This is a genomic window from Henriciella aquimarina, from assembly GCF_002088975.1.
In the GTDB taxonomy this organism is placed as follows: Bacteria; Pseudomonadota; Alphaproteobacteria; order Caulobacterales; family Hyphomonadaceae; genus Henriciella; species Henriciella aquimarina.
This window is the reverse complement of sequence record NZ_NCST01000044.1, coordinates 35072-48941: the sequence shown is the minus strand read 5'-3', so window position 1 is coordinate 48941 and position 13870 is coordinate 35072. Positions and strand designations below refer to the sequence as shown.

General features: G+C 67.0%; 6 protein-coding genes and 1 pseudogene. 4 read left to right on the top strand and 3 right to left on the bottom strand.

Features of this window, described 5'->3' with window-relative positions:
- Nucleotides 1-3420 (top strand): annotated as a pseudogene (locus B8784_RS07340) (polyketide synthase dehydratase domain-containing protein); the annotation flags it as partial.
- Nucleotides 3404-4000, top strand: a complete 597-nt coding sequence (locus B8784_RS07335) for a hypothetical protein (protein ID WP_084397016.1) — start codon at nucleotides 3404-3406, stop codon at nucleotides 3998-4000. The pseudogene B8784_RS07340 and the gene B8784_RS07335, both read left to right, overlap by 17 nt.
- On the opposite strand, the gene B8784_RS07330 is transcribed toward B8784_RS07335, so the two are convergent.
- Complete coding sequence (locus B8784_RS07330; RefSeq protein ID WP_084397014.1) at nucleotides 3990-4631, bottom strand: 4'-phosphopantetheinyl transferase family protein; 642 nt, start codon at nucleotides 4629-4631, stop codon at nucleotides 3990-3992. The two genes, B8784_RS07335 and B8784_RS07330, sit on opposite strands and share 11 nt — an antisense overlap.
- Before the next feature lie 380 nt (nucleotides 4632-5011).
- On the opposite strand from B8784_RS07330, the gene B8784_RS07325 reads away from it, so the two are divergent.
- Nucleotides 5012-6781 (top strand): autotransporter assembly complex protein TamA, encoded by a 1770-nt coding sequence (locus B8784_RS07325; protein ID WP_084397011.1) that lies wholly within the window; start codon nucleotides 5012-5014, stop codon nucleotides 6779-6781.
- The gene (locus tag B8784_RS07320; RefSeq protein WP_084397009.1) at nucleotides 6781-10944 is read left to right on the top strand and encodes a translocation/assembly module TamB domain-containing protein; all 4164 of its coding nucleotides are present in this window, start codon (nucleotides 6781-6783) and stop codon (nucleotides 10942-10944) included. Before B8784_RS07325 ends, B8784_RS07320 begins: the two co-directional genes overlap by 1 nt.
- Here the strand turns inward: B8784_RS07320 and B8784_RS07315 are convergent.
- Together B8784_RS07315 and B8784_RS07310 are read right to left on the bottom strand one after the other, a co-directional pair.
- Nucleotides 10941-12500 carry a BCCT family transporter gene (locus tag B8784_RS07315; protein ID WP_084397020.1) on the bottom strand — a complete coding sequence of 520 codons (1560 nt, stop codon included), beginning with the start codon at nucleotides 12498-12500 and terminating at the stop codon, nucleotides 10941-10943. The genes B8784_RS07320 and B8784_RS07315 overlap by 4 nt on opposite strands.
- Nucleotides 12501-12583: 83 nt before the next feature.
- Complete coding sequence (locus B8784_RS07310) at nucleotides 12584-13777, bottom strand: acyl-CoA dehydrogenase family protein (RefSeq protein WP_084397007.1); 1194 nt, start codon at nucleotides 13775-13777, stop codon at nucleotides 12584-12586.
- Nucleotides 13778-13870: the final 93 nt, after the last annotated feature.

Below are 13870 nucleotides of genomic sequence, written 5' to 3'. Positions count from 1 at the left end.
TCGGAGGTCTTCGGGCCGGCCTTTGCCGCGCAGGACAAATACCGCCGCCAGGTGCGCATGCCGCGTCCGCCCATGCTGCTCTGCGACCGGATTGCCGGAATCGATGCCGAAGCACTGGTCCAGGGCAAGGGCACGATCTGGACCGAGACCGATGTGACCGCCGACAGCTGGGCGGTCAGCGACGGCCTGCTGCGTCCCGGCCCGATGATCGAGGCTGGGCAGGCCGACCTCGCCCTCATCTCCTGGATGGGCGCGGACATGCTGAACTGTTCCGACCGGGTCTACCGCCTGCTCGGCTGCGAGCTGACCTTCCATGAGGGCGGCCTGCCGCGCGTCGGCGAGACGATCCGCTTCCAGATCTCGATCAAGAGCCATGCCGAGCTTTCCGGCGTGCGCATGTTCTTCTTCGAATATGATTGCTATACGGAGGACCGGCTGATCCTGTCGGTGCGAAACGGCCAGGCCGGCTTCTTCACCGATGAGGAACTTGCCCACTCCAAGGGCGTGCTCTGGGACGCCGCCAAGGATGGTGCGCCCACGGCAGAGCCCGTCCTCGACCCGGTGGTGCCGAGCGCCAAACGCCGCTTCAGCGCCGCAGAAGTCGCCGCCTTCCGCGCCGGTGACACCTTCGCCTGCTTCGGCGCGGGTTTCGAGCGGGCCGCCCCGCACACCCGCCCGGCCTGCCTGCCCGGCGGGCATTTGGCCCTGTTCGACGAGGTCGCCGATTTCGACCCGCAGGGCGGGCCATGGGGACGCGGCTATCTGAAGGCGCGCCAGCACGTGCCGAAGGATGCCTGGTTCTATGACGGCCACTTCCATGAAGACCCCTGCATGCCGGGCACGCTCATGGCCGAGGCCGCCGTGCAGGCGCTGGAATTTACCGCCGCCGCGCTGGGCCTGACGGTGGAGCGCGACAGCCATGTCTTCGAGCCCGTGCCGGGCGAAGCCGCCACTTTCTATTGCCGCGGCCAGGTCATTCCGGATACGGATCATGACGTCACCTATGAAGTCTTCATCGACGAGGTGATCGATGGCGAAGAACCGGTTGTTTTTGCAAGCCTTCTTGCCTGTTCGGACGGACGGAAGATTTTCTACTGTCCGCGCTTCGGCATCCGGCTTCGCCGCAAGTGGCCAGCCATGCCCAAAGCCGCGAGCGTGCCACATTATGTCAATGACGAGTGCGATGTGCGCGGCGATACCGCCGCCATGATCGAGTGCGGCTCCGGTGCGCCGAGCCAGGCCTTCGGGTCGATGTATGCCCCCTTCGACACCAAGGGCGCCGTGCCCCGCCTACCGCAGCCGCCCTATCACATGGTGAGCCGCGTGCTGTCAGTCACCGGCCCGGCTGGCGAGCAGAAGGCCGGCCTGACGGCCACCGCCGAATACGACATTCCACCGGATGCCTGGTATTTCCGCGATGGCGGCACGGCCACCATGCCCTTCTCGGTGCTGACCGAAGTGATCCTGCAGCCCTGCGGCTGGCTTGCCTCTTATTCGGGCTTTGCGCTGTCGGGCGAAACCCGCTTTCGCAATCTCGACGGGGCCGGCAGGACAGCGCGCCCGATCCGCCCCGAGGACGGCACCATCCGGACGCGCACGACGCTCACCCGCTGCTCGCGCGTCGGGCCGATGACCATCGTCTTCTTCGAGCTCGACGCCACACTCGCCGACGGCACGCCCGTCGTGACGCTGGAGACGAGTTTCGGCTTCTTCACCAAGGCTTCGCTCGCCACCCAGGCCGGACTGAAAGCGAGCGACGAGGCCCGCGCCTTCCTCACCGCGCCAGCCGATCCACCGAGCGAAGCCGATACCGTTCTGCCCGTCTCACAGGGCCGGCTTGGCCTGTTCGACCTCATCGACCGGTTCGAGCCTGATGGCGGCAACGCCGGTATGGGCCGCATCCGCGCGCGCCAGAGTGTCGATCCGTATGCGTGGTATTTCAGGGCACACTTCTTCTCCGACCCGGTCCAGCCGGGCTCGCTCGGTCTCGACATGCTGGTCCAGCTGCTCGCCCGCGCGGCGGATCTGAAAGGCCTCGCCCACCGTTTCGAGCGGCCGCACTGGGACCCGATTGCGCCCGGTGAGGATGTCGCCTGGACCTATCGCGGCCAGGTCACACCGACCGCGAAACAGGTCACGGCCACCATCGAGGTCGATGCGGTAAAAGAGCATGAGGCCGAGACTATCGTCAGCGGCACCGGCTCGCTCTGGGTCGACGGCCTGCGCATCTACGAGATGCGCGGGGTCTCGGTCCGCCTCTCCAGCGCGACGGCGCCAAGGCTGCTCTATCGCCAGTCCGACACGCTCACGCCAGACAGCCCGGCCTGGGTCGGCGCGCACCGCCCGACGCATACGCTGCCGGCGCTGCCGCTGCTCTCGCAGGCAGGCATGCTGCTGCGCCAGGCGCGCGAAGCGGGTTTTTCCGGCTATCCGGTCGAACTGAAAGCCTTTTCGCCCCGGCAATGGGCGTCTGTTCCCGAGACCGGCCTGCTCGTAGAGGCCCAGGTGACGCCCGATGGCGCCGCCCGCCTGCGCGGGCGCCCGGCCGGCGAGCCGGATACGCCCTTCTCGACGCTCTCGGCCGGCGAGATCCTGACACGCCCGCGCAAGCCCGCCCCACGGCTTGCCGCCCAGGACCATGGCCCCGCCCGGCCGGACCCGTACGAGACCGCCGACCTCTTCCACGGCCCCGGCCTGCGGCCTGTCACAGAGCTGCACCGGGATGCCCGCGGCTTCGAGGCCAGGGTGGACCTCTCGCTCGCCGCCGATCCGGGCGACGCTTTCGACGCCGTCATCCTCGACGCGCTGGTGCATGGCCCCCCGCACGAGACGCCGGAAGAATGGTTCGACGGTGTCGACGATTGCGCGATCTATCCGGTGCGCATCGAGCGGCTTGTCATCTGCTCGGACCTGCCGGCGCACGGGACGCTCACCGTTCGCGGCGTGCCCGGCCAGCGCGATGCCTCCACGGGCGAGCTGCCTGTCACCATCGAAGCCTATCTGGACACCGTCCTCTGGGCCCGGCTCGACCTGATCGAGAAGGCTTATCCGAAAGGTCCGCTTTCGGCGCTCAACCCGCTGAAAAGACGCGCTTTTCTGACCGGCGCAAGCGACGTCCACCCCGCTCCGCTCAGCCGTTTCGAGGCAGGACGGACCCTGCTGTCACCGGCCGATGTCATCGCTTGCGACTGGCTGCCCGGCACGGTGGCCGCCGCCTGGGGCTGCCCGGGCCTCACCGGCAGCGACCTCGTCAAGGCGGTCGCCGTGAAGGAGCATTTCGCCCGCAAATGGGGCCTCCACCCGCAGGCCATACACCTCGACCCGCCATTCGTCATTGGCCCGGCGCGCCGTCACCGCTACGACTTGAAGTTCGATTCGAAAGCGCGCGCCTGGGCCGTGAGTGATGACCGTTACGAATAAAGTCGAACTGATCGTCGTCGACGAGCGCACCCTGCCCCTGGTGCAGCATCAGCGTTACCGGGCGCTCTGCACAGGTGGACAAGGCCCTGTGGCGGGCGCCGATCATGAAGCTCGCCGCGTGGCGCATGAGCATGATCGCCATGGGGTGACATTTGCCCTCTTCGACGCCGCCGATCTCGTCGCCAGCGCGCAGGTCATCCCGGTCTCGCCCATGACGCCGGCGAGCGCCTATGACGTCTACGACCTGCGCAACACGCTGCCGCGGCCCGATCATGGCGCCGTCATCGTGGCGAACCTTGTCACGACGCCTGTGCGCAAGGGCTCGAACCTGCTGGAGCCGGTGATGCGCGCCGTGCTCGATTTCGTGGCCCGGGAGAAGCGGCGCTATATCGCCGTCCTGGCCGATCCGGCCCTGCGCGACTTCTATGCCTCCATGGGGTTCGACACCGTGCGCGAAGGTCTGGCTTCGGGCCGCGCCTCCGGCGAAGTCGCGCTGATGATCTTTGACATGCGCGATACGCGCCACACCAATGGCGAGTCGCTCGCCGGCTGGATGTTCGGCCCCGTCTTCAACGGCTGAAGGCGAGCGCCGCCACCCGGTCGGGGGGCGTTTGCAGCAGATGGAGCGTCAGCGGGATACCCGCCTGTTCGATCTGCATCCTGTCGGTTTCCCCACGGATGAAACTCTCGGGGATTGTTACCGTCTTCGCCCCGCCCCGGAGCCCGGTCCCCTGCCATTTCAGGACCGCTTCCTTCGCACACCACAGCCGGTAGAAAGCAAGGCGCGCGTCGGCTTCATCCGCGCCTTCCAGCACCGCGGCCCGCTCGGATGCCTGCGCGATCATGTCCAGCATCGGCTCGAAACGGATGGGCCGCACACGCTCAAGATCCGCCCCGACGCGTCCACCCGGATAAAGAGCCGCCAGCGCGAGCGGCCCCGAGCGCGACCAGGACACCCCCATGGCCGGCGCGTCCACCAGCCGGGGCGGGGCATCGTCATGCCCCTCAAGGCTGACAGAGGCCGGCGAACAGCCAAGCATCTCGCCGGCGAGCTGCCGCAGGAGAAACCGGGCATGGAGAAAATCCTGCGCTGTCTCCGCGTCCCGTAAGCGCTCCACGCGCGCGGCCTCCTCCGCCCCGATGGGGCTGAACGTCCGGCTTTCCTCGCGCCGGTCGGCCAGTCTCCAGACAGGCGCGGCGGAACGGTTCATGATAGGCCCCCTCGAAAGATCAGCGACGGAAACACGCGCCCGGCGCGTTAAACCCTGACCGGGACGGAGATTGAACGCGCATGCACACTCCACGCAAGTCCATCCGTACCGGTAACGAATTCTATGTTTCTCTGTGACACTGTGCGCGTGCGATTACAGCTTCAGAATGAAGGCCCGCCTCATGGAACGCCCCTGCCTCTCCCGCCCGGACCACCGGCTTCAGAAAGACTGGCCAGCCACGCCTTACCGCCCTGTCTGATGCTGTAAACATTGGTTTTTACCCGCGTTTGCAACCATATACAGTCTTGTCCTCGTTCTGCCGTGATTAGTGCGGAACTTGCATGGCTGGTTACACGCTGTCTCAGCCCGGTTTGAATTGAATGGCACGATACACAACAGCTCTCATCGCCGCGGTCCTCCTGCCCGCCCTGCCCGCGGCAGCCGCGAGCGTGCAGGTGGAGTTCACCGGCGACTATGTCACCGGGGACATCGAACAGGCCGTGCGCGACGCGCTGCCCGACGAGAGCACGCCGGAAACCCAGCTGGAGGCGCGCCGTCAGGGGCGCCGGGCAGCCGATGCCGTCCGCGGCAAGCTCAACAGCCTTGGCCATTATGATCCGCGCATCGACCTCAGCATCGAGAGCACCGAGCCGCCGGCCGCGCGCCTGCGCGTCGATCCGGGGCCGTCCTTTTCACTCGAAACCGTCACCGTCGAATTCGACACCCCGGCCCCGCGCGAGGAGTCCCTTTCGGAGATCCGTCAGGACCTGCCCGTGCGCGCCGGCCGCCCGGCCATCCCGTCCGAAGTCATCGACGCGGAACGCTGGATCACCTCGACCCTGCGCAATGAGGGCTATCCCTTCGCCGAAGTCCGCGAACGCCGCGTGATCGGCGACCGCGAGGCCGAGACGCTTGCGGTGACCTATATCGTCCATTCCGGCCCGCGCGTGCAGCTGGGTGAAACCACGTTCCCGGACGGCGAGGAGCTGGTCACCAAGACGAAATATCTTCACCAGCTTGTTCCGTATGAGGAGGGCGAGATCTATTCGCCCGACGCCCTGTCGGCCTTCAACACGCGTCTGGCCGAAACGCGCATGTTCAAGGTGGCCCGCGCTTCGCTCGCCGATGAACCGAGCGGGACGACCGAGTCCGGCGACGAGATCCGCGATGTTCACGTCACCCTTACCGAACGTCCGCGCCACACCATCGCCTTCGGCGCCAGCTATTCGACCAATGAAGGCGCCGGTCTCAATGCCGAATTCACCCGCCGCAACCTGATGCGCCGGGGCGACACGCTGACGACCGAGCTGACCATGGCGGAGATGAAGCAGGCCCTCGATGTGACCTGGCGCCGGCCCAACCAGTTCGGCTATGGCCGCGGCCTTGTGCTCAACACCGCCCTGATCCAGGAACTGACCGACGCCTATGACCGCCAGGCCTTCACGCTCGGCGCCGCCTTCGAAGTCGTCCAGAGCCCGGACTTCACCTACTCCTATGGCGTGAATGGCGAGCTTGCCCACGAAGAAGACGAATATGGCGAGCGCGACCTGCAGATCCTGTCGGTCTTCGCCGACGGGCGTCTCGACAAGACCGACAGCCTGCTCGATCCGCGCAAGGGCTGGCGGCTGAATGGCCGCGTCGAACCGAGCTATACGTTCGGCGACGAGACCACGCCCTATGTCCGCTCCGTCGCGCAGATCAGCGCCTATTTCCCGTTCGACGAGGCCCGCAAATTCGTGCTCGCCGGACGGTTCAAGGCCGGGGCCGTCACAGGGGCGAGCGCCGCCAACCTGCCGGTCGACACCCGCTTCTATTCCGGCGGCGGCGGCAGTGTGCGCGGCTATGCCTATCAGGGCATCGGCCCACGCGCCGAGGATGGCACACCGCTGGGCGGCAAGTCGCTCATCGAGGCCTCGCTCGAGGCGCGCTATGCGATCCGGGAAAAGATCGGCGTCGTCGCCTTTGTCGATGCCGGCAATGTCTCGACCGAGGAATTCTCGGACTTCAATGAAGCCCGGTACGGTGCCGGCATCGGTGTGCGCTATTCCACCCCGGCGGGCCCCATCCGGCTCGATGTCGCCGCGCCGCTGAACCCGACCGATTTTGACGATCCCGTCCAGGTCTACATCTCCATCGGGCAGGCGTTCTGATGACCGACACCGGAGAGCAGCAGACCGCGCGCAAACGCCGCCCCCTCGTGAAATGGGGCCTGATCGCCCTGGCCGGGCTTGTCGGCCTGCTGGTCGTGATCCTGCTTGCGCTGAGATTTGCCGCACAATCCTCCATCGGGCGCAACTTTGTCGAAGCCCGCATCGAAGCCGCCGACCCGTCCGGCCAGGATATCGAGATCGAGGGGCTGAGCGGTGACCTGCTGGGCACCTTCCGGATCGAGCGCCTGACCGTGGCCGACGAGGATGGCATCTGGCTCGAGGCGGAGAATGTGCTGGCCGACTGGAAGCCGCTGGCCCTGCGCAAGCGATCACTCTGGGTCGAGGCGCTTGAGGCAGACCTTATCCATGTCATGCGCCGCCCGGTGCTTGTGTCGTCTGGCCAGTCTTCCTCCGGGAGCGGCACCATGCCGCTGCGCGCGGGCAAGATCGAGACGCTGAGGATTGGCGAGGTGCGCACCGATGAGGGCGTCCTGCCCCGCCCGCTCTCGCTGGAGATCAATGGCCAGGGCCGGCTTGGCCGCGATGGCGGGCGCACCGAACTGGCCGTCCTGCCGCTTGAAGGCGACGGTGACCGGCTGACTGCCGACCTCACCTGGTCTGAGGATTTCCGCGTGCGCGGCAATCTCGCCCTCGACGGCCCGGCCGGCGGCCTGTTCGCCTCGCTTGCCCGGCTGCAGCCCGGCCAGTCGCTGAACGCCCGGCTCGACGCCGACGGCACGCTGGAGACATGGCAGGCCGATGGCGAGATCGCTGTTTCAGAGCAGTCTCTGATCAGCATCGACGCGCAATCGGAAAACGAGACCATCGCCTTCAACATCGACGCCCATCCGGCCCGCCACCCGCTGACCGCCCGGATTGCCGACACGCTGGGCGACGAACTCACCATTGACGGCGCGATCCTGCGCGAGGATGGCAGCCAGCCCGTCCTCGATCTCGACGCCCGGGCCGAAGGGCTCAATCTGGAAGCCCGCGCCCGGCAGGACAGGTCCGGCGTCTACAGTGCCGACCTGCGCCTGAGAGCCGACCGGCCCGACCGCTATGCCGGCTCCGATTCCATCTCCGTCGGCAGCGCCCTGCTGGACGGGACGGCCGTGTACGATGCCGGCTCTGTCCGCTTTGACGGCACCATCGAGGCCGACGCCGTCGACGTGCCGAGCTTTGCCGCCGAGACCGTCTCCGGCCCGCTTAAAGCCGTCTATGACCAGGGCCAGGTGCTTGTAAACACGACCCTCACCGGCGAAGGCGCCACCCTGCCCGGCATGGCCGGCAAGCTAGCCGGCGCCGCGCCTGTCGTGTCGACGAATCTCAGCTATGACCTCTCCGAACGCGCGCTTGCCATGCGCGAGCTGAGCGTGCGCGGCAAGGCGGCCCGGATCAGCGCCGCCGGCACCGCAACGCTGCAACAGCCGCTCGGCGCCGAACTGGCCGGCAGCTTCCAGCTCGATGGCGCTGCCGCCGGTCTCGCCCGTCCGGTCAAGGCGAATGGCCAGTTCAAGGCCAGCCGAACCGGCGACCGCCGCACCACTTTCGAAACGCGCATCAATGCCAGTAATCTCGGCGAACTGCCGCGCCCCGTCAGCGACTGGAGCGACGGCCAGGCCCGGATCACCGCCAATGGCGAGCTTATGGCCGATGGCGCGCTGAAGCTCTCAGCCGTCACCGCCGAAACCGGCACGCTGCGGCTCGATGGCTCGGGCCGGCTCTCCGCCGATCAAATCCTGTCGGTCACCGCAGACCTTGAAGCCGGCGAAGCCGGTGTCGCAGGCGCGACGCTGAGCGGCCTCACGGGCCGCGCGACGATCAACGGTCCGGTCGACAATCTGCGCTTCGAGACCCAGCTCAACGCGCCCGCCATCACGCGCAGCCCGCTCAGTTTCGAGAATGTCCGCCTTGCGAGCGACGGGCGCTACCGCCAGGGCGTCGTCAGCGCCAACACCACGCTGGACGCCGACACTGAAACTGGCCCGCTCAGCGCACGCACGGGCCTCACTCTCGATGGCGCTGCCTGGCAGGTTGAGGGCTTTGAAGGCGAGTGGGGCGATCTTGTCGCCGCGGCGAACCTCTCCGCAAATGGCGGAAAGCTCAGCACCCTGCGCGGCAATCTCGATGTGAATGGCGAGCTGCCCGCCGGCCTGCCTGCGCGAAGCATCGAGGCCACCGGCCAGGTCGAGGGCGAACAGCTCACCCTCGATGCGACACTCGCCACGGTCGCCCTCGGCCCCGCCCAGGCCGATGCGCTCGTCGTGCGTGCCACCGGGACACCGGAGGCCATCAATTTCGTGGTCGATATGGACGGGCGCACCGAGCTTAATGAGCTGAACTACGAAACGAGCGTCGATCTCGATGGCGAAGTGAAAGGCCTCAGCTCGGGCGCACCCGATCTCACCGCCTCGCTCTCTGCGCTGCTCGGCGACATCTCGCTGACCACGCAAGAGCCTATCCGCTTCGTTCAGCATGAGGACGGGTTCGAGGCTTCCGCCCGGTTCGCCGCACTCGACGGGACGCTCGCTCCGCAGCTGACGACCCGCGGCGAGACGCGCCTGCAACTCGAAGCCCAAGACCTCCGCATTGCGCCGCTGCTCATCCTTGCCGGGCGCGAGGCCCTGACCGGGGCCATGGATATCAGCGTGGATTTCCGCGAGACCGAAGGCGGCTTGGCCGGCCCGCTGAGGGCCGAGCTGAGCTCGGTCGCCCGTCCGGAAACAGAGATCGGCCCCATCGACCTCTTCCTCGACGGGCAGCTCCAGCCCCAACGTCTCGACCTTCAATTGCGCGCCCAGGACAGCGATATCCTGGACGCCCTGATCAATACGGAAGTCCCGGTCACGACCTCGGCGTCGGCTCCGTTCATCACGCGTGACCCGTCCGGCGACATCCCCTTCAATGCCACGCTGGACGGCCAGATCGAGGCTGTCGCCGCTCTCGTCGTGCCGCCGCAAATGGTGCTGAAAGGTCTCGTCGAAGGCCAGGTCTCCGGCCGCCTGCCCAACCTCAATGACAGCTTCGAGGGCCAGATGGCGCTCAGCGAAGGCGTTTTCGAGCATGGCGATCTCGGCATGGTGCTGCAGGACATCCGTGCACAGACAACCCTTGGTGGCGGCAGTGTCACCCTGGAGAGTCTGGAAGCGCGCGGACGCTCCGGCGGCACGCTGAGCGGCAGCGGCTCCATGGCGATCGACGGCTCGGCCCGCAGCGATGTCGAGCTCACAGCCGACAAGCTCGTCGTCACCGAACGCCGCGAAGGCTCGGCCACGGTCAGCGGCACAATGTCCATGAACCAGAAGCCGGACCTGCTTGAGGTCACCGGCGACCTCACCGTCGACGAAGGCAAGATCAATATCGACAAGCTGCCCGATGGCGGCCCGCCGACGCTCGATGTCTCCTTCACCCAGCCGCAGGACGGCACGTCCGAGGACGAGGAAGAACAGGAAGAAGCCGCGACCCGGCTGGACATCTCGCTGACCGCGCCGGACCAGATCAATGTCAGCGGCCGCGGCGCGAATGCCGAACTGGCCCTCGATGCAGAGATTACCGGCTCCTTCGGCAACCCGGTCATTACCGGACAGGCCAGCGTCGTGCGCGGACGCTTCGACCTCCTCGGCAAGCGCTTCCGCTTTACAGACAGCACGGTTCGCCTGGCCCAGGAACTCGGCCAGTCACGGCTCGACATCTCCGCGGTACACGACGCCAAGGACGATATCACCGCGATCCTCAACGTGACCGGCACGATCGACCGTCCGGACATCAGCCTGACCTCCGATCCGGTCCTGCCGGAAGACGAAGTCCTGTCGCGCGTGCTGTTCGGACGCTCGCCCACACAGCTCTCCGCGCTCGAGACGGCCCGTCTGGCCGCAGCCCTCGCCCAGCTCTCCGGCGGCGGTGGCTTCGACCTGCTGGGCGGGCTCGAACAGGCCCTCGGCCTCGACACCTTCGATCTCGGGTCCGGCTCCAGCGGCGACGTCCAGGTGACCAGCGGCAAGTATCTCACCGAAGATGTCTATCTGGAGGTTCGCTCGGGGGCCGCCGGCGCACCCGGCGTGGCTATCGAGTGGGAACCGCTCAGCAATATCGAGGTGGAAGCCGCGACCAGCACCGAAGACGGCCAGCAGCTCTCTGTGCAATGGAAGCGGGATTTCGACTAGGCCGCCGGGCCTGAGCCGCCCTTGCGTGGCCGCCTGATCTGGGGATCCTGCGGCAACGCCCGGACCAGACTTACCATCGCGACGATCAGGACGAGCGACATGGGCAGGCCGAGCGAGATAGAAGCATTTCGCATGGCCTGAAGCCCGCCGACGACCAGCAGCGTCATGGCCGCCACGCCCTCGGAGGTCGCCCAGAAGATGCGCTGCCATTTCGGCGGATGCAGGTGTCCGCCCGAGGTCACCATGTCATCGACCAGCGAGCCGGAGTCCGAGGAGGTGATGAAGAAGATGGTGATCAGAACGGTCGCCACGGCCTGCATCAGGCCGGTCAGCGGGAAGTGCTCCAGCAGGTTGTGCAGCGCGGTCGCCGGGGTCGAAATGGCTTCGCTGACCAGCGCGGCCCCTTCCCGGCTTTCCAGGTGCAGCGCGGCCCCGCCAAAGATGGACAGCCAGATCATGGTCGCCAGCACCGGCACGATCAGCACCGACATCACGAAATCCCGAAGCGTGCGCCCGGTCGAGATGCGCGCGACGAAGATGGCGACGAAGGGCGACCACGAGATCCACCAGCCCCAGTAGAACAGCGTCCAGTCGGCCTGCCAGGTGTCCTGCGGATCGGTGTTCACATAGAGGCTCATCGCCGGCAGTTCCTGCAGATACTCCCCCAACGTCGTCACGAAGAGCCGCAGCATATAGAGGAACGGCCCGGCCAGCAGGACGAAGCCCACCAGGACGAGCGCCAGCACCGCGTTGAGCCGGCTGAGCTGGCGGATCCCGTTCTTCACCCCGGCGACGACGGACACGGTGGCGACCAGCGTGATGATCGCGATCAGGGTGAGCTGCGTGCCGACCGAGAGCGAAATCCCGGCGAGCGCCTTCAGCCCGGCATTGATCTGCTGCGCGCCGAGCCCCAGAGAGGTCGCCACGCCGAGCAGCGTGCCGACGGTGCAGAGAATATCGACGATATGGCCGGCCCAGCCATGGATGCGCTCGCCCAGAAACGGATACAGGATGGAGCGCGGCGCCAGCGGCAGCCCCTTGTTGAAGTGAAAATAGGCCACCGCCACGGCGAGCATGGAATAGATCGCCCAGGCATGCAGCCCCCAATGGAAGAAGGTCAGCCGCATCGCCTCCCGGGCGGCCGCCTCCGACTGCGAGTCCGCGACGCGCGGGGCATCGAAATGGGTGAGCGGTTCGGCGACCGACCAGAAGACCAGCCCGATGCCCATCCCGGCGGTAAACAGCATGGCGAGCCAGCTCAGCCGGCTGAATTCAGGTTTGGCGCCTGCGCCCCCGATCCGGATCTTGCCGACGCGCGACAGGCCGAGCCAGAGCGAAAAGACGAGAATGGCGGTGACGAGCAGGACATAATACCAGCCGAAATAGCGCGCGATGCCCGCCTGCAGGCTGGAAAACAGGGTTTCGGCATATCCGGTGAACCCGCCTCCGAAAATGCAGAAGGCGATCACGACCGCGCCGGCGCCGAAAAAGACGGGCGGGTTCATGGTGCTGGCCAGGGCCTTGTAGCGCCGCTGAAGCCAGGAGCCCGTACTCATCGGGCGAATGTCCATTTTGTCATGCTCACCTGAAAGGCAATGCAGCTGCGCGCCGGGCGTTCCAAAACCGCGCCCCGCCTCGCCTAGAGCTGGCTGGTGTCGGTCGGCTGGTCGAGGAAGAGCCGCCCGGCCAGTTCATAGGTCGCCGGTTTCACCATCATGTGCTGGGTGGCGACATGGATGTCGCGGAAGCGCCGCTGGATGGGCGAGGTCCGGTAGACCGCCGTGCCGCCGGCGAGCTCATAGATCAGGTCCACGGCCGTCCGCGCCGAGCGCACCGCCGACGTCGTCGCCAGCCTCAGGTCGCGCTTCAGCGGCACAGGGACCGGCCCGGCTTCGGCCGCCTGCCAGGCGGCCTCGATCGCTTCGGTGAAGAAGGCCCGGCCCTGCCGGATGGCGGCTTCTGCCAGGGCGACATCCCGGTGGGTGCCGGCCTTTTCGGCCAGCGTGCTGCGCGTCCCGGCCGGAACCTTGTCGACGGCGAGATCGTAGAAATCGTCCATCGCCCCGCGTGCCGCGCCGAGGGCCACCGCGGCAATGCCGATGCCGAGCAGGCCGAAGCCCGGAAAGCGGAAGATGGGATAATCGTCGCGCGACGTCCCGAAGCCATGCACCATGCGGTCAGCCGGGATGAAAGCGTCCGTCACCTGGAAATCCGTCGAGCCGGTGCCCTGCAGCCCTGTCACCGTCCAGGTGTCGATGAACTCGACTTGGTCGGCGGCAAAGATCGCCGAGAGCGATTGCGGGCGCCCGTCCTTGTCGAGGACCAGCCCGCCCTCCTCATCGGCGAGCAGGCAGCCGCCGCTGATCCAGTGCGCATTCTGCGAGCCCGAGCCCCAGGCCCAGCGCCCGTTGACGAGATAGCCCTCCACGCCGTCCTTCGTCGCCGGTCTCGCCCGCCCCATCGGGGCGAACACGCCGGCAGTTATGACGCCCGGCTGGCTCAATAGGTGTCTGACGGTCTCGGTCCCGGCGAAGGCCATGCCATAGGCCGCCGTCACAGCGATGAAGGTGCACCAGCCGGCCGACGCGTCGCCGCGGGCCAGCGCCTCGACGGTGCCGACATAATCGAGCGGGCTTGCTTGCGAGCCGCCATGGTCGGCCGGATTGCACAGCGCGTAAAAGCCTTCGGCGGAGAACCGGTCGGCCAGATCCTGCGGTAGCCGTCGCAGCGCTTCGGTCTCGTCGGCGCGGCGCGCCAGCTCCTCGCGATAGCTTCCGGCCCGCGCAACAAAGTCGGTCCGTGCGGGCGCCCCTCCTGCAGAATCGGCTGACATTCGATCTCCTCCCAATGCTTTGCTCTTATGGCTGGGGACAAGCCTAGCACAGCTCGCGCATACGGCGCAGGTCCATCAACTTTGTTGCAGGCA